We start from the raw sequence: 16547 nt of genomic DNA on the forward strand, positions 1-16547 counted from the left end.
GCCGCCTACGCGCAGGGCGTCCGCTACTTCGACGTGGCCCGCTCCTACGGCCGTTCGGAGGAGTTCCTCGCCCAGTGGCTGGCGGCGAACCCCGGCATCGACGACGTGGTCATCGGCAGCAAGTGGGGCTACACCTACACCGCCGACTGGTCCACCGACGCCGAGCGGCACGAGGTCAAGGACCACAGCCTGACGACGTACGAGCGTCAGCGCGCCGAGTCCGACGCCCTGCTCGGCGACCGGCTCGACCTCTACCAGATCCACTCGCTCACCCCGGACAGCCCCGCCCTCACCGACAAGGAACTCCACGCGCGGCTCGCGGAGGCCGCCGCCGAAGGACTGACCATCGGCTTCTCCACCAGCGGGCCCCGGCAGGCGGACACCGTCCGCGCCGCCCTCGCGGTGACGGTCGACGGCGAGCCGCTCTTCCGTACCGTCCAGTCGACGTTCAACATCCTGGAGCACTCGGCCGAGCCCGCCCTCGCCGAGGCCCATGACGCCGGGCTGACCGTGATCGTCAAGGAGGGCATGGCCAACGGCCGGCTCGCCGACCCGAACGCCCCCGAGGTGCTGAAGTCGATCGCCGCCGAGGAGGGGCTCGGCCCCGACGCCGTCGCCCTCGCCTGGATCCTGCGCCGGCCCTGGGTGGGCGTCGTCCTCTCCGGCGCCGCGACCCTCACCCAGCTCTCCTCCAACCTGCACGCGCCCGCCGTCGACCTGGACGCGGACCGGATGACCCGCCTCGCCACGCTCACGGAGGAGCCGGGCGTGTACTGGGAGCGGCGCGGACAGCTGCCCTGGCACTGATCGAGGAAACCTCGCTGATCCAGGGCCCCCGCTGATCCACGACTCCCGCTGACCCCTCGCTGACCAGCGGCGATGAGTCGCGCATGCCCGCAATGAGACATCAGTGTCTCACGTGGGTTACTCTTGTCTCATGGCCTTGGACCGTGACCATGTACTGCGCAGCGCCGCCGCCCTGCTGACCCGCAAATCCACCGCGACCATGGACGAGGTCGCCAAGGCCGCCGGGATCAGCCGGGCGACGCTGCACCGGCACTTCGCCGGCCGCGACGCGCTGGTACGGGCGCTGGAGGCGCTCGGCATCGCCGAGTGCGAGGCGGCGCTGGACCGGGCCCGCCCGGAGGAGGGCACCGCGACCGACGGCGTACGCCGGCTGGTCCGTGAGATCCAGCCGGCCGCGGGACTGCTCGCCTTCCTGTACGGCGAGAGCCAGCTGTGGGAGGGCGAGCGGCAGAACGACGGCTGGCAGCGGCTCGACAGCCGGATCGGCGCCCTGTTCCAGCGCGGACAGCAGGACGGCGAGTTCCGTATCGACCTGACACCCGTCTGGCTCACCGAGGCCCTGTACGGCCTGACCGCCTCCTGCGCCTGGGCCACCATGGACGGCCGTGTGGCCGCCCGCGACTTCCCGACCATGGTCGCCGAACTCCTGCTCGGCGGCGCTCTACGGAGAGAGGAATCATGACCAGCACCGTGCAGCCGGCAAGCGTGACGGAGGCGGAGAAGCGTCCGGGCCGCTGGCTCGCGCTCTGCGTGCTCGTCCTTGCCGTGCTGCTGGTGGCCGTCGACGCCACCGTCCTCGGCCTGGCGACCCCCTACATCAGCGAGGACCTGCACCCCTCCGGCACCCAGCTGCTGTGGATCGGTGACGTCTACTCCTTCGTCATCGCCGGCCTGCTGGTCTCCATGGGCAGCCTCGGCGACCGCATCGGCCGCAAGCGGATCCTGCTCTGCGGCGCCACCGCGTTCGGCGCGATATCCGTGCTCAACGCCTACGCCTCGTCACCGGAGTTGATGATCCTGGCGCGGGCACTGCTCGGTGTCGCGGGCGCGACCCTGATGCCGGCCACCCTCGCCCTGATCCGTAATCTCTTCCACGACCCGCGCGAGCGCAGCCTCGCCGTCGGCATCTGGGGCGCGACCGCCTCGGCCGGTACGGCGGTCGGTCCCATCGTCGGCGGCTTCCTGCTGGAGCACTTCTGGTGGGGCTCGGTCTTCCTGATCAACCTGCCGGTGATGGCGGTCCTCGTCCTGGTCGGCATCCGCACCCTGCCCGAGTCCCGCAATCCCAACCCGGGCCCCTGGGACCTGGCCAGTGTGCTGCTGTCGCTCATCGGCATGATCGGCGTGGTCTACGCCGTCAAGGAGGCGGCCACCCACGGCTTCTCCTGGCCCACGCTCGCCGCGGGTCTGCTGGGCGCGGGCGCGCTGTACGGCTTCGTACACCGCCAGCTGACCATGCCGGCCCCGCTGCTGGACATGCGGCTGTTCCGGCACCGCGGCTTCAGCGGCGCGGTCCTCGCCGACCTGCTGACCGTGCTCGGCATGTCCGGCCTGGTCTTCTTCCTCTCCCAGTACCTCCAACTCGTCCAGGGCAGGCGCCCGTTCGAGGCGGGTCTGGCCGAACTGCCCGCCGCCGTGGGCGCGGTGGTGGCCGGACTGGCCGCGGGCAGCGCCGCCCGGCGCTTCTCGGTGCGCTCGGTGGTCTCGGCCGGTCTCGCCGCGGTCGGTCTGTCCCTGGCCGTGCTGACCTGCCTCGGCCAGAGCACGGGCTATCCGGTGCTCGGCGCCGCCCTGCTGGTGGTGGGTGTCGGCGCGGGCCTGTCCTTCACGGTCACCGCCGACGTCATCCTCTCCAGCGTCCCCAAGGAGCAGGCGGGCGCCGCCTCCGCGGTCTCCGAGACGGCCTACGAACTGGGCGCCGCCCTGGGCATCGCCCTCCTCGGCTCCATCGTGACCGCCGTCTACAGCGGCTTCCACGGCCCGGCCGGCACCCCGCCGGGCGCCCATGACTCCCTGGGCGCCGCCGTGCAGGCATCGACCGACCTGCCGCCGCAGACCGCCGAGTCCCTGCTGGCCGCGGCCCGCGACGCCTTCGTCCACGGCCTCCACCTGGCCTCCGGCGCGGGCGCGGCGGTCCTGCTGGGCACGGCGGTCGCGGCGTGGTTCCTGCTGAAGGGGCAGCGGCTGGAGAACGCCGGGTGAGCGGGCCGCACCCGGCGGCCCCTCACCGCTTGTAGCCGAGCACCGTCATCATCCCGCTCTCCGAGTGGTACTGGTTGTGGCAGTGCACCATCCACAGCCCGGGGTTGTCCGCGTCGAACTCCACCACCAGCTTGCGGTGCGGCAGCACCAGGGCCGTGTCCTTGCGTGCGCCCACCGCGTCCAGGCCCGTCATCGCGAAGGTGTGCCCGTGCACATGCATGGGGTGCCACATGTCCGTCGCGTTGATGAGGGTCAGCCGCACCCGCTCGCCGGCGTGGATCTCGTGCCGCTGACGGACGTCGTACGGCTTGTGGTCGAAGCCCCAGTCGAACTTCTGCATGCTGCCGGTGATCTTGATGCGCATCTGGCGGTCCGGGTGCCGCTCGGGCAGCGCCACCGAGTCGGCCGGCCTCAGCCGCCGCGCGGGCACGCACTCGCCGTCCAGTTCATCGGGGCGGACATTCGGCGCCGGAAGGTTCTTGCCCTTGTCGGTGCGCAGGACGGCGAGCGCGTTGCCCTTCTTGCCCTCGGCCAGCGCGACCAGCGGGAAGCAGCCGTCCTTGGCGGTCACCAGCACGTCGTACCGCTCGGACATCCCGATGAGCAGCGCGTCGGTCTCCTTGTGCCGCACCGGGTAGCCGTCGGTGTGGGTGACCGTCATGGCGTGGCCGCCGAGCGAGACCCGGAAGGCCGTCTCCGAGCCCGCGTTGACGAAGCGCACCCGGATGCGGTCGCCGGGACGGCAGCGGAACTCCTGGGGGTGGTGCGGCAGCCGCCCGTTGGCGAGGTAGTACGGGTAGTCGACACTGCCGCCGTCGCCGTCCAGCATCCGGCTGTGGGAGTCGTGCAGCACCCGGTCGGGGCCGCCCCCGGCCTTCGCGGACGGTGCCGGCTTCGCCTTGGCCGATCCGCTCGGGCCCGGGGAGGGGCTCCCGCTCGCGTGCGGGTGCTCCGGACCCATGCCCATGCCGGCCATCCCGGAGCCGCCCGGCTTGAGTTGTTCGAGCACGCTGTCGGGGGTGGAGCCGTCCACGCCGTCGAGCCAGTCGTCCAGGACGACGACCCACTCCTTGTCGTAGGCGAGCGTCTCCTTGGGATCGTCCACGACCAGCGGCGCGTACAGCGCGCGGTCCGGCTGCATCCCGACGTGGGAGTGGAGCAGATACGTGCCGGGGTGCTTCACGGTGAACCGGTAGCGGAAGTCCGTGCCGGCCGGGATCGGGCGCTGCGTCAGATCCGGGACGCCGTCCATGTCGCAGCGCAGCCGCACCCCGTGGGAGTGCAGGGTGGTGGTGGTCGGCAGCCGGTTGGCGAGCGTCAGATCGAGGACATCGCCCGCGGTCACCCGGACCAGCGGCCCCGGCACCGTGTCGTTGTACGCCCAGGTGCGCACCGAGCGCCCGCCCAGGTCGAGCTTGGTCTCCGCGGCGGTGAACTGATACGTGCGCACGCGCCCCGCCCCGCGTTTGCGTTCGGCGGCGAGCACCTCCGGGTCCGACGGGTTGACGTACCCCTTGGGCCCCGCCGGTACGAAGTTCCCCTCGATGCCCGCCCCGAGGGGACCGGTGTCCGGGTGGTGCGGACCGGAGCGGGTCTCGGACTCCGAACCGGAGCCGCAGGCCGCCAGGAAACCCGCGCCGACGGCTGCGATCGGGACACGGAGGAGGGTTCGCCGCGAAGGTGTATCCATGTCTGAATAAGACATGTTCTGTGGATCATGCGCTCGGGGGCGTAGGCCGAATGACCCTGCCTCAGGGCAGATTCACACCGGCAGACGGACGAACGCGGGCCGTCCCGGTACAACCGGAACGGCCCGCGACCATCTGCTGCGTGGGACTCAGGCGGCCTTCGCCTTGGTGGCGTACATGTCCACGTACTCCTGCCCGGACAGCCGCATGACCTCGGCCATCACGGAGTCGGTGACGGCGCGCAGCACATAGCGGTCGCGGTCCATGCCGTCGTAGCGGGAGAACTCCATCGCCGGGCCGAACCGGACGGTGACCTTGCCGGGCCGCGGCATGCCGTTGCCGCCCGGCTGGAGCTTGTCGGTGCCGATCATGGCGAACGGCACCACCGGCGCGCCGGTCATCAGGGTCAGCCGGGCGATGCCCGTACGCCCCCGGTACAGGCGGCCGTCGGGGGAGCGGGTGCCCTCCGGGTAGATCCCGAAGACCTTGCCCTCCTCCAGGACCCGGCGCCCCGTCATCAGCGCCGCCACCCCGCCGTTCGCGCCGTCCCGGTCCACCGGGATCATGCCGACCCCGGTGAAGAACCACGCCATCAGCCGGCCCTTGAAGCCCTTGCCGGTGACGTACTCGTCCTTGCCGATGAAGAGCACCTGACGCTTCGTGACGACCGGAAGCACGATCGAGTCGATGAAGGTGAGGTGATTTCCGGCCAGAATCACCGGCCCGTCCCCCGGGATGTTCTCCATGCCCTCCACCTGTGGGCGGAACATCAGGCGCATGATCGGTCCGAGCACTGCCTTGATGAGGCGGAAGCGGGACAACGGGTCCTCCGATGTCAGGGGGCGGTATGAATCTGTGCGAAGTGGGTCTGTGCAGGTGAGGACATTACTCGCGGCTTCGCCGCGAACGCACATCGGGGACGGGCGGTTCACCGAGGTCTTACGAAGTGTTGACATGGGTTTACCTGCGGTGACGTGTCGCGGACGGCGTGTAACGCCCTTGTGTCGATGTGACGGACATCGCTCGCCTCGTCCCCGTCCCCGACACCCCGTCACCTGCCCGCACGTACGGGCCATACGCCGGCACCCGCGAGTTCGACGCGAAGCCGCCCTTCTGTCATATGCGCCCCCCTACGATCTCCCGGACTGGTGAGCATCGGACTGATGAGCGAAGAAGACAGAAGACGGCAGGAGGCCGCCATGGGAACCGAGCGTACGAACGAGACGCAGCCACAGACGCAGGTCACGGGACGGCGGGCGCTCCTCGGCGCCGCGATGCTGGGCGCGAGCGGCGCGGTCCTCGGACTGTCCGGCACCGCCCGGGCCGCCGAGGCCACGGCGGCCAAGCGCACCGCGCGCGGGCTCAAGGGCCTGCCGGTGCCGGCCATCGTCGGCCACCGCGGCGCCAGCGGCTACCGCCCCGAGCACACCTTCGGCTCCTACGAGCTGGCCCTCGACCTCGGCGCCGACATCGTCGAGGCCGGCGACCTGTGCCCCACCAAGGACGGCCATCTGGTCTGCCGGCACGAACCGGAGATCGGCGGCACCACCGATGTCGCGGACCACCCCGAGTTCGCCGGCCGCAAGACCACCAAGGTGCTCGACGGCGTCCCCACCACCGGCTGGTTCACCGAGGACTTCACCCTCGCCGAGCTGAAGACGCTGCGCGCGATCGAGCGCATCCCGGACAACCGGCCGCACAACAAGCTCTACAACGGCCGCTGGGAGATCCCCACCTTCGAGGAAGTCCTGAAGTGGCAGGACGAGCAGACCCGCAAGCGCGGCAAGCAGGTCTGGATCTACCCCGAGACCAAGCACCCCACCTACTTCCGCAAGCTGGGCCTCGCCCTGGAGGAGCGGGTGGCCAAGCTGCTGCGCAAGCACGGCAAGGACACCCGCAACTCCCCGGTGATCCTCCAGTCGTTCGAGCCCACCAGCATCCAGCGGCTGAACCAGCTGGTCGACAACCCGCTCGTGGTGCTGCTGTCCACGGCCGACAGCCGCCCCTTCGACTTCGTGGCGGCGGGCGACCCGCGCACGGTCGCCGACCTGATCACCCCCAAGGGCCTGCGGGAGATCGCCGGTTACGCCCAGGGCATCGGCCCCACCCTGGATCTCGTCATCCCCAAGAAGGCGGACGGCTCCCTCGCCGAGCCCTCCACCCTGGTCTCCGACGCGCACCGGGTCGGCCTGATCCTGCACCCCTACACCATGCGCAACGAGAACCCCTTCCTGCCCACCGAGTTCCGCAAGGGCGGCGCGGCCGACGGCTACGGCGACCCGTTCGGCGCCTTCAAGGCGTACTTCGCGACCGGCATCGACGGCGTCTTCACCGACAACGCCGACACCGGCGTCCTGGCCCGCGCCGACTTCCTGGGCTGACCCGCGCGTCTGTCGCCGTGCCGCCGCCCCCGCGATCTCCCGTAAGGCCCCGGTCCGCCGGGAGATCGCGGAGAGTTGGCTATGTCACAGGGTGTCCCCGCGCGACGAAGGTTGCCTCCCGTCGAGCGCGGGGATAGGAGTGTGGGGGACGACAGATGATCAGGTGAGCGGGAGGCATGCGCACATGGGCATGAGCGTGACCATCTCGGTGGCGACCGAACAGGACGCGGAGGAGATCTTCCGCCTCCAGTACCTGTGCTTCCAGAGCGAGGCGCAGCTGTACGGCAACTACCGCATCGACCCGCTCGTCGAGACCCTCGACGCCGTCCGCCGCGAGATCGGCGTCGACTGCGTCTTCGTCGCCCGGCTCGGCGACGAGGTGATCGGCGCCGTACGCGGCAGGATCACCGAGGACGGCTCGGCCGCGATCGCCCGCCTGTGCGTCCACCCCCGCCTCCAGGGCCATGGCATCGGCGCCCGGCTGCTGCGCGCCGCCGAGGCCGACCTGGCCGGCGCGCGCGGCGCCACCCTCTTCCGCCTTCAGACCGGCCACCGCAGCGAGGGCAACCTGCGTCTCTACCGCCGCGTCGGCTACGAGCCGGTGGGCAGGGCGAAGGGAACGGACGGGGTGGACCTGATCGTGCTGGAGAAGCCGGCGGCCACTTATGTGGCTACGGCGTGAGGGGCGCGCCCCCGCCCACGCGGCTCAGCCGGCCCCCTGCGACCGCGCCTTCCGCAGCCAGTACATCGCGGAGACGGGCAGCAGCACGGGAATGAACACGTAGCCCATCCCGTAGTCGGACCACACCGTGGAGTCGGGGAACGCCGAGGGATCGACCACCGTCCACGTGCCGACCAGCAGCACACCCGCCAACTCGACCCCGCAGCACAGCAGCGCCGCCCGCCGGGCCACGTCCCCGCCCCGCACCAAGGTGTAGGTGATGAACGCGTAGATCAGCCCGGCGACCGCGGACAGCGCGTACGCGAGCGGCGCCCGTCCGAAGTCCGTCGCGATCTGGTAGACGGAACGCGACACCGCGCCGACGACCATCACGCCGTAGAACCACACGAGCAGCATTCCCGGCCCGCTGATCAACCGGGCCGGCTTCTCCTCGACCGTCGTCATCCTCAGCCTCCCCAGATGTCAAAGAGCCGGACCTGAAGCACGGCCAGCACCACGCCGCCCGCCGCGGCCGTCACCGAACCCCACCGGGTCCGCTCGGCCAGCGACATGAACCCCGCGGCCGGCACACACGCGAACGCGCCCAGCAGATACGCCACGAAGATCGCGGTCCCCTGCTCCGGCTTCTCGCCCCGTGCCAGCTGCACGATCCCGATCACCAGCTGGATCACGCCCAGCAGCGACACCACGGCCATACCGATGAAGTGCCAGTCCTTCGTCGGCTGGTCACGATAGGCGGCCCAGCCGCACCACGCGGCGAGCAGCAGCGCGGCGACCCCGGTCACCAGCGTCAGGACAGTGAGCATGCGGTCGACCTTATTACGGCGGAATCGGGCCAACGCCGCCGACCCCGCCGTACGCCGTAGGGTCGAGGCCATGACGATCCACGCGCACGCTCTCCTGTTCGACAACGACGGCACCCTGGTCTCCTCCTACGACTCCGTCGTGCGCTGCTGGACGCTCTGGGCCCAGGAGTACGGCGTGACGGCCGAGCAGTTCGGACAGGTGGAGCTGCACGGCCGTACCGCGGCCGGGATCATCGCCGACCTGCTGCCCGCCCGCCTGGTGCCCCAGGCCGTCGCCCGGGTCGAGCAGCTGGAGGTGGCGGACGTGTCCGGCGCCCGGCTGCTGCCCGGCACCCGGGAGTTCCTGGACGCGCTGCCCGCCGACCGCTGGGCCGTGGTCACCTCCGCCACCCGCCGGCTCGCCGAGGCCCGCCTCACGGCCGTGGGTGTCACCCCGAAGTGCCTGGTCAGCGCCGACGACGTCACCCGGGGCAAGCCCGACCCGGAGCCCTATCTGCTGGCCGCCCGGCAGCTCGGCGCGGACCCCGCCGACTGCGTGGTCTTCGAGGACGCCCCCGCGGGACTGCGCGCGGCCCGCGCGGCCGGCATGCGGACCGTGGCGTTGGCCACAACCCACCGGGCCGAGGAGCTGGACGCCGACCTCGTCGTGGACGACCTCGCGGCCTTGCGCGCACTGGTCACCGACGGGGGAGTGGAGATCTCCGTCCGCGACTGAGCCCGCCCCGAGGTGTCCGCCGCTGTCCACTATGCGGACGGCGGCCACCGCTCCCCGGCGGGCTTCTGCTTTACTGGGCCGCATGACCACGACGAACAGCCGCATCCCTGCGACCGAGGCGACCATGACGCCCGGTGCTGTTTGTCTGTGTCCGTGTCGAATGTGCGCCTTCTAGAGGGCCCCCGCACCATCTGAGCCTCGCGCCCCGAAGCGAGAGCCGCGGCCCGTCCCGCGCCCCTACCCGGGCGAGCGGGACCCGAGGGCCGTACCGCGCACACCACGTTCTCTCCGCTTCACCGCCACCCGAGAACCGTGCCGCGTACTCCACGAACGCACGCAACGCACCCGTGCCCGGGCACACCCGCGCCCGCGCACTCGACAGTGACGGAAATCCTGTGATCACCACATCGGGCCTGACCAAGGTCTACCGCTCCCGCGGCCGCGATGTCACCGCCCTCGACGGCGTCGATCTGCACGTCCGCGAGGGCGAGGTCTACGGCGTCATCGGCCAGTCCGGCGCCGGCAAGTCCTCGCTCATCCGCTGCGTCAACCTGCTGGAGCGCCCCACCTCCGGCACCGTGACCGTCGCCGGGCAGGATCTCACCGCCCTGGCTGGCCGCGGCCCGCGCGCGGGCCGGGAACTGCGCCGGGCGCGCAGCCGGATCGGCATGGTCTTCCAGCACTTCAACCTGCTGTCCTCGCGGACCGTGCAGGACAACATCGAGCTGCCGCTGGAAATCCTCGGCACCTCCGGGAAGGAACGTTCCCGCAAGGCGCTGGAACTGCTGGACCTGGTCGGCCTCGCCGACAAGGCCAAGTCCTACCCCGCCCAGCTCTCCGGCGGCCAGAAGCAGCGCGTCGGCATCGCCCGCGCCCTGGCCGGCGACCCCAAGGTGCTGCTCTCCGACGAGGCCACCAGCGCCCTCGACCCGGAGACCACCCGCGCCATCCTCCAGCTGCTGCGCGACCTGAACCGGCAGCTCGGCCTCACCGTCCTGCTCATCACCCATGAGATGGACGTGGTCAAGTCGATCTGCGACTCCGCCGCCCTGATGGAGAAGGGCCGGATCGTGGAGTCCGGCACGGTCAGCGAGCTGCTGGCGACCCCCGGCTCCCAGCTGGCCGCCGCGCTGTTCCCGGTGAGCGGCGAGCGCACCGGCGCCGAGCGCACCGTCCTCGACGTCACCTTCCACGGCGAGGCCGCGACCCAGCCGGTCATCTCCCAGCTGTCGCGCACCTACAACATCGACATCTCGATCCTCGGCGCCGCCATCGACACCGTCGGCGGGCTCCAGATCGGCCGGATGCGCATCGAGCTGCCCGGCCACTACGAGGACAACGTGGTGCCCATCGGCTTCCTGCGCGAGCAGGGGCTCCAGATCGACGTCGTGGGCCAGGAGGCCGCACTGGTGAAGGAAGGTGCCAAGTGACCTGGTCCGAGATGTGGCCGCTGCTGTCGGACGCGTGTTCCCAGACGTTCGACATGGTGCTCTGGTCCACCCTGATCGCCATCGTCGTGGGCCTCCCACTCGGCCTCCTCCTCGTCCTCACGGACCGCGGGGGCCTGCTCCAGAACGTCGTCGCCAACAAGGTGATCGGCCAGATCGTGAACGTCGGCCGCTCGCTGCCGTTCATCATCCTGATGGTCGCCCTGATGAGCTTCACCCGCTGGGTCACCGGGACGACGATCGGCACCGCCGCCGCCGTCGTACCGCTCGCCATCGGCGGCATCCCCTTCTTCGCCCGGCTGGTCGAGACGGCCGTGCGCGAGGTGGACGGCGGGCTGGTGGAAGCCGTGCAGTCCATGGGCGGCAACACCTGGACCATCGTCCGCAAGGTGCTGGTCCCCGAGTCCCTGCCCTCCCTGATCGCCAGCACCACCACCACGGTCATCGCCCTCATCGGCTACTCCGCCATGGCCGGCACGGTCGGCGGCGGTGGCCTCGGCGACCTCGCCGTCCGCTACGGCTACCAGCGCTTCGAGACCGAGCTGATGTGGATCACCGTCGGCATCCTCGCCGTCGTCATCTCCCTCATCCAGTTCGCCGGCGACTTCGCGGCCCGCGCCCTGCACCACCGCGGCGGCCGCTCGGGCCCCGCGCCCAAGCTGCGGCTGCTGAAGGCCAAGGAGACCGAGAAGCCGGACACGGCCGAGGTCACCAAGGCCGCCTAGCAGCACCCTGAGACTCCCCGTCGCCCACCCGTCACCCGACCACCACCCCTCAACGAGGCGCTCCGCGCCACACCCCCTCATCCGGGGTCGCACCACCCATAAGGAAAGGCACTTTTCGTGCGTAACACCGCCAAGCTCACCACCGCCGTCCTCGCCGCCGGAGCCCTCGCCTTCGGGCTGACCGCCTGCGGCTCCGGCAAGTCCTCCGCCTCCCATGACTACAGCGGCCCGCTGGTCGTCGCCGCCAGCCCGGTCCCGCACGCCGAGATCCTGAACTTCGTCGAGAAGAACCTCGCGAAGAAGGCCGGGCTCGACCTCCAGGTCAAGGAGTTCACCGACTACATCACGCCGAACACGGCGACCGAGGACGGCTCGGTGGACGCCAACTACTTCCAGAACCAGCCGTACCTGGACGACTTCAACAAGAAGCGCGGCACCCACATCGTGCCCGTCGTCACGGTGCACCTGGAGCCCCTCGGCCTGTACTCCCACAAGGTCAAGAAGGCGGACGAGCTGAAGAGCGGTGCGACCGTCGCCGTCCCCAACGACGCCGTCAACGAGGGCCGCGCCCTCAAGCTGCTCGCCGACAACGGGCTCATCACCCTCAAGTCCGGCGCCGGCAACGACGCCACCCCCGAGGACATCGCCGAGAACCCCAAGCACCTCCAGTTCAAGGAGGTCGAGGCGGCCCAGACCCCGCGCTCCCTGGACGACGTGGACGCGGCGGTCGTCAACGGCAACTACGCCATCTCCGCGGGCCTCAAGCCCGCCAAGGACGCCCTCGTCCTGGAGTCCGCGAAGAACAACCCCTACGGCAACTTCCTCGCGGTGAAGAAGGGCAACGAGAACGACCCCCGGGTCAAGAAGCTCGCCAAGCTCCTCACCTCGCCCGAGGTCAAGAAGTTCATCGAGGACAAGTACCAGGGCTCGGTCATCCCGTCCTTCTGATCCGGCCACCGGCAGCGCACGGCATCGCGACGCACGGGGTCCGCTCCCTCACCGGGAGTGGACCCCGTCGTGCGGTTCAGTGGTTTCATGCTGCATGCTGGGCAGTTCAGCAGGTACTTCCGAAGGTTACGGAGCGGCGCATGACGAGCACCTTCCCCAACATCTCCATCAGCACGGAGCGGTTGGTGCTGCGCCCCCTCGACGAGGACGACGTACCCGCCCTGGCCGAGATGATGAACGACGAGCAGGTCGCCGCCTGGACCGAGGTGCCCCAGCCGTTCACCGAGGCCGGCGCCCGCCGCTGGATCACCCAGCACGCGCCCGCCGAACGCGCCGCGGGCCGCGGACTCGACCTCGCCGTCACCGAGTTCCTCACCCAGCGCCTGGTCGGCGTCGTCCAGCTGACCCGCACCGACTGGCGCATCCGCGCCACCGAGCTGTCGTACATCGTCGCCCCCTGGGCCCGCGGCGAGGGCTACGCCTCCGAGGCCGCGCTCGCCACCGCCCGCTGGCTCTTCGGCGACCAGCGCTTCGAGCGCATCGAACTGCGCACCGCCGCCGACAACACCGCCTCCCAGCAGGTCGCCCAGAAGATCGGCTGCATCAGCGAGGGCGTCCTGCGCAACGCGTGCATAGTCCATGTACGCACCGAGGACGGCGGCTGGGCCGATCTGCGCACCGACTTCATCGTGTGGAGCCTGCTGCCGGAGGACCTGGAGGGCGCCGACGAGCAGCTCGCCGACACCGGCGGCTTCACGTCGTACGCCGACTGGAACTGATCCCCCACGGCCGCCCGACCGGGTACCCTCACGGAGCCCGCCCACGGGCCCCGTACCCCTGACGACCTGCGAAAACCTGGAGATGGACGACGATGGCCGACCGGGTCACGGTGATCGGCTGGGACGGTTCGCCGCTGACCGAGGCGGCACGATCCGCGCTCGGCGCCGCCACCCTCGTGGCGGGCGCGGCCCACCATCTGGCACTGCCCGAGGTCCCGCCCCTCGCCGAACGCATCCGTCTCGGCAGCGTCGCGCTCGCCGCCCGCCGTATCGCCGGCCACCGCGGCACCGCGGTCGTGCTCGCCGACGGCGACCCCGGCTTCTTCGGCGTCGTACGCACCCTGCGCGCACCGGAGTTCGGCCTGGAGGTGGAGGTCGTCCCCGGCGTCTCCTCCGTCGCCGCCGCCTTCGCCCGCGCCGGGATGCCCTGGGACGACGCCCAGGTCGTCGTCGCCCACCCGCGCACCCTGCGCCGGGCCGTGAACGTCTGCCGCGCCCACGCCAAGGTGGCCGTCCTCACCTCACCGGGCGCGGGCCCCGCCGAACTCGGCCTGCTCCTCGCGGGCGTCCACCGCACCTTCGTCATCTGCGAGGAACTGGGCACCGAACGCGAACAGGTCTCCGTCGTCACCTCCGACAACGCCCCCGACCACACCTGGCGCGACCCCAACGTCGTCATCGTCATCGGCGGCCCGGCGAGCGCGGCGGAGGACGGCGGCTGGATCGCCGGCCGCGACCCGGGCACCGGCCCGCGCGGCTGGGTCCAGCCCGACGAGGCGTACGGCGACGGCGCCGCGCTCGGCGAGGGCGAGACCGAGCTGCTGCGCGCCGCCCAACTCGCCCGCCTCGGGCCCCGGGTCGGCGACCTCGTCTGGGACATCGGCTGCGGCTCCGGCGCGTTCGCCGTCGAGGCGGCGCGCGCCGGCGCCGCCGTCATCGCCGTCGACCGCGACCCGGCCGCCTGCGCCCGCACCGACGCCGCCGCCCGCCGCTACGGAGTCCAGCTCCAGGTGGTGCACGGCAGCGCCCCGCATGTCCTGGAGGACCTGCCCGAACCCGATGTGGTCCGGGTCGGCGGCGGGGGAGCGGCCGTGGTCTCGGCGGTCGCCGACCGGCGCCCGCAGCGCATCGTCGCCCACGCCGCGACCCGCGACGCGGCCGAACTCGTCGGCCGCGACCTGACCGAGCACGGATACCGCGTCGAGTGTGCCCTGCTCCAGTCCGTCGAACTCGACACCCGGGCCTGGCGGGAGACCGAACGGAACGTCGCGTTCCTGCTCAGCGGCGTACTGTCCGATCGCCCCGTGATCCGGTAGTCGTACCGCGCGCGGTAGGCTGGCCGATCGTTGTACCGCACCGGTGGCCCGGAACTTCGTTCGCCAATGTCCGGAACGCACGCCCGTTTTGGGTCGGGGTGGTACGGCGAACCCGTGGACGCGCAACGTGGCGTAGTCCACAGCGGCCTGTCGCGGATCATGCTGTCGCGACGGCGTAACGACCGGGACAATGCCACTGAATGGCTTTGTCGCCTTTTCCGGCGGGTCGTTCGTGCCGCTGGGCACGGACGCTCGTTCTTCACTATGGGGCGGTCGGTGTGCCGTTCCGGGTGAGCTGGTCGTAGGAGCACTAACCGATGGGGCGAGGGGTACGCATGACCGACACCGGCCAGGTCCCGGGCGAGGGACAGCCGGAGAGCGCAGGCATGGTGGAGCAGCCGGGCGTCACCGCGCACGGCGCGTACACCTACCTCTCCGAGGCCCCCGCCGAGGACGAAGACCTGCTGCTGCCGGGCGCCCAGGGCGCATGGGGCAACGAAGTGCCGCCGCCCGCTCCGGAGCCGGTGGTCGAGACCCTGCACGAGGCCTCCGGCCACGACACGGGCTCCGTGGACCTGGGCGGCGTCCGCCTGCCGTCCGCGCAGGAGACCTCGGCGCCGCGCCGCCCGCTGCACCTCGGCCCGCTCATCCCGGACACCTCCGCGGGACCGGTCCGCTCCCTCGCCGACCGCGGTCCCGAGTACTTCGACACCCAGCCCCTCCGGGAGATGGGCCCGCAGAGCGCGGCCCCCTGGGGTGCGGCTCCGGCGGGTACGGCCGTGGCCGCGCCGGTCATCGGCCAGGCACCGGGCGCGGTGGAGACCGCCCCGGACGCCGCCCAGGCGCCGGGCGTGGCGGAGACCGGACAGGTCGCCGTCGAGGTGATCGGTGTGCCGGTGGCCGCCGTGGAGGCCGTGCCGGTCCCCGTCGAGGCGCCGGAGCAGGTCGCCGACGTGGCCGCCGACGCCGAGGCGCCGGGTGCGGCTCCGGACGCGGTCGTCGTCGTTCCCGAGGTGCCGGGTGCGGAGGCCGTGGCGGTCGCCGAGCCGGTCGCCGCGGAAACGCCTCAGGCGCCGGTCGCCGAAACGGTTGACCCGGCGCTCGTCGGGACGCCGGAGGCCGCCGGTGAGGTCGCCGCGCAGGTGACCGCCGTGCCCGCCCCCGAGCAGGTCGTACAGGACCACGACGGTCCGCGGCCCGTCGACAGTCAGGACGGTGTGCGGGCGCCGCAGGTTCCGCGGGGACCCGAGGTTTCCCAGCAGGCGGTGGCCGAGGGCGCGGAGAGCGTGCCGGTGCCGGACGTCCAGGTGGCCGAGGTCGCGGAAGCGGCCGTTCCCGCGCAGCCGGTCCAGGAGGCGCAGGCCGTCGAGGCGGCGCCCGTGGAGGGTGCGCCGCAGGCCGCCGCGCCCGTGCAGCCCGAGGCCCAGGTTCCCGGTGCCGCCGCGCCGGTCGCCGAGGCGGTTCAGCCGGTCGCCGTCGAGTCGGTCGCCGTCGAGCCCGTCCAGGTGGCCGAGCCGGTCGCGGCAGTCCAGCAGCCCCAGTCGCCCCAGCCGGTCGAGCCCGTCGCCGTCCCGGTGCCGGACGCCCAGCAGGTTCCCGAAGCCGTGGCTCCTGGCGTCGAGGCCGCCGAGCAGGCCGAGCCGGTCGAGCAGGTCGAGCCGGTCACGGCTGAGGCCGTCGAGGCCGTGCAGGTCATCGAGCCGGTCGAGCCCGTCGCCGTCGAAGCGGTCGCCGTCGAGCCCGTCGCCGCCGAGGCGGCTCAGTCCGCTCAGTCCGCCCAGCCCGTCGAGCCCATGGCCGTCCCGGTCGAGCAGGCCCAGGCCGTCGAGGCCGTCGAGGTGGCCGCCGTCCCCGCCCCGGACGCCCCGCAGGTCCAAGGCCCGCAGCCGGTGGAGCCCGTCGTCCAGGACGCCCCGGCCGTGCCCGGCGTCCCGCAGCAGCCGGAGCCCCAGCCGGAGGCGCAGGCGCAGCCGGCGGCCCAGGACCCGGTGGTGGCCCAGGCGGCTCCCGTCGCCGAGCCCGTTCCGGCCGGCGACGGGAGCCGCCTGGG

General features: G+C 71.8%; 15 protein-coding genes and 1 pseudogene. 12 read left to right on the forward strand and 4 right to left on the reverse strand.

Features of this window, described 5'->3' with window-relative positions; all coding sequences use genetic code 11:
* The 3 genes from CCN72_RS27620 to CCN72_RS27630 all read left to right on the forward strand — a co-directional run.
* The coding region (locus tag CCN72_RS27620) for an aldo/keto reductase (RefSeq protein ID WP_086810548.1) at positions 1 to 807 on the forward strand (807 nt) is incomplete at its 5' end.
* 130 nt (positions 808 to 937) lie between these two features.
* Entirely contained in the window at positions 938 to 1489 is a 552-nt protein-coding gene (locus CCN72_RS27625; RefSeq protein ID WP_086810550.1) for a TetR/AcrR family transcriptional regulator, read from the forward strand.
* Complete coding sequence (locus CCN72_RS27630) at positions 1486 to 3009, forward strand: MFS transporter (protein ID WP_086810552.1); 1524 nt, start codon at positions 1486 to 1488, stop codon at positions 3007 to 3009. Before CCN72_RS27625 ends, CCN72_RS27630 begins: the two co-directional genes overlap by 4 nt.
* Before the next feature lie 22 nt (positions 3010 to 3031).
* Here CCN72_RS27630 and CCN72_RS27635 read toward each other — a convergent pair whose 3' ends face one another.
* Together CCN72_RS27635 and CCN72_RS27640 are read right to left on the reverse strand one after the other, a co-directional pair.
* A complete protein-coding gene (locus CCN72_RS27635; RefSeq protein ID WP_086810554.1) occupies positions 3032 to 4699 on the reverse strand; it encodes a multicopper oxidase family protein in 1668 nt (555 codons plus the stop codon).
* Between the two features lie 147 nt (positions 4700 to 4846).
* The gene (locus tag CCN72_RS27640; RefSeq protein WP_085562497.1) at positions 4847 to 5611 is read right to left on the reverse strand and encodes a lysophospholipid acyltransferase family protein; all 765 of its coding nucleotides are present in this window, start codon (positions 5609 to 5611) and stop codon (positions 4847 to 4849) included.
* A 285-nt stretch (positions 5612 to 5896) separates the two neighbouring features.
* Between CCN72_RS27640 and CCN72_RS27645 the strand changes: the two genes are divergently transcribed.
* Positions 5897 to 7078 (forward strand): glycerophosphodiester phosphodiesterase, encoded by a 1182-nt coding sequence (locus CCN72_RS27645; RefSeq protein ID WP_086810556.1) that lies wholly within the window; start codon positions 5897 to 5899, stop codon positions 7076 to 7078.
* A gap of 184 nt (positions 7079 to 7262) precedes the next feature.
* Positions 7263 to 7760: a GNAT family N-acetyltransferase gene (locus CCN72_RS27650; RefSeq protein ID WP_037651126.1), complete on the forward strand. Its 498-nt coding sequence runs from the start codon at positions 7263 to 7265 to the stop codon at positions 7758 to 7760.
* Between the two features lie 24 nt (positions 7761 to 7784).
* Here the strand turns inward: CCN72_RS27650 and CCN72_RS27655 are convergent, their stop codons facing one another.
* Complete coding sequence (locus tag CCN72_RS27655; protein WP_037651125.1) at positions 7785 to 8204, reverse strand: hypothetical protein; 420 nt, start codon at positions 8202 to 8204, stop codon at positions 7785 to 7787.
* A gap of 2 nt (positions 8205 to 8206) precedes the next feature.
* Complete coding sequence (locus CCN72_RS27660; protein ID WP_037651124.1) at positions 8207 to 8566, reverse strand: hypothetical protein; 360 nt, start codon at positions 8564 to 8566, stop codon at positions 8207 to 8209.
* A 70-nt stretch (positions 8567 to 8636) separates the two neighbouring features.
* Here CCN72_RS27660 and CCN72_RS27665 point away from each other — a divergent pair, with 70 nt between their 5' ends.
* The 7 genes and pseudogenes from CCN72_RS27665 to CCN72_RS27695 form a co-directional block, all read left to right on the forward strand.
* Complete coding sequence (locus tag CCN72_RS27665) at positions 8637 to 9281, forward strand: HAD-IA family hydrolase (RefSeq protein ID WP_086810558.1); 645 nt, start codon at positions 8637 to 8639, stop codon at positions 9279 to 9281.
* Positions 9282 to 9676: 395 nt separating this feature from the next.
* Positions 9677 to 10711, forward strand: coding sequence for a methionine ABC transporter ATP-binding protein (locus CCN72_RS27670; protein ID WP_037651121.1), 1035 nt, complete (start codon positions 9677 to 9679; stop codon positions 10709 to 10711).
* A complete protein-coding gene (locus CCN72_RS27675) occupies positions 10708 to 11454 on the forward strand; it encodes a methionine ABC transporter permease (RefSeq protein WP_161219091.1) in 747 nt (248 codons plus the stop codon). The genes CCN72_RS27670 and CCN72_RS27675 overlap by 4 nt, the downstream gene beginning before the upstream one ends.
* A 117-nt stretch (positions 11455 to 11571) precedes the next feature.
* Entirely contained in the window at positions 11572 to 12402 is an 831-nt protein-coding gene (locus CCN72_RS27680) for a MetQ/NlpA family ABC transporter substrate-binding protein (protein ID WP_086810560.1), read from the forward strand.
* 140 nt (positions 12403 to 12542) lie between these two features.
* Positions 12543 to 13181 carry a GNAT family N-acetyltransferase gene (locus CCN72_RS27685; RefSeq protein WP_086810562.1) on the forward strand — a complete coding sequence of 213 codons (639 nt, stop codon included), beginning with the start codon at positions 12543 to 12545 and terminating at the stop codon, positions 13179 to 13181.
* A 92-nt stretch (positions 13182 to 13273) separates the two neighbouring features.
* Complete coding sequence (gene cbiE, locus CCN72_RS27690; protein ID WP_086810564.1) at positions 13274 to 14497, forward strand: precorrin-6y C5,15-methyltransferase (decarboxylating) subunit CbiE; 1224 nt, start codon at positions 13274 to 13276, stop codon at positions 14495 to 14497.
* A gap of 335 nt (positions 14498 to 14832) precedes the next feature.
* Positions 14833 to 16547, forward strand: a pseudogene (locus CCN72_RS27695) (nicotinate-nucleotide--dimethylbenzimidazole phosphoribosyltransferase); the annotation flags it as partial.

The organism is Streptomyces murinus (genome assembly GCF_002154555.1).
Classification (GTDB): Bacteria; Actinomycetota; Actinomycetes; order Streptomycetales; family Streptomycetaceae; genus Streptomyces; species Streptomyces murinus.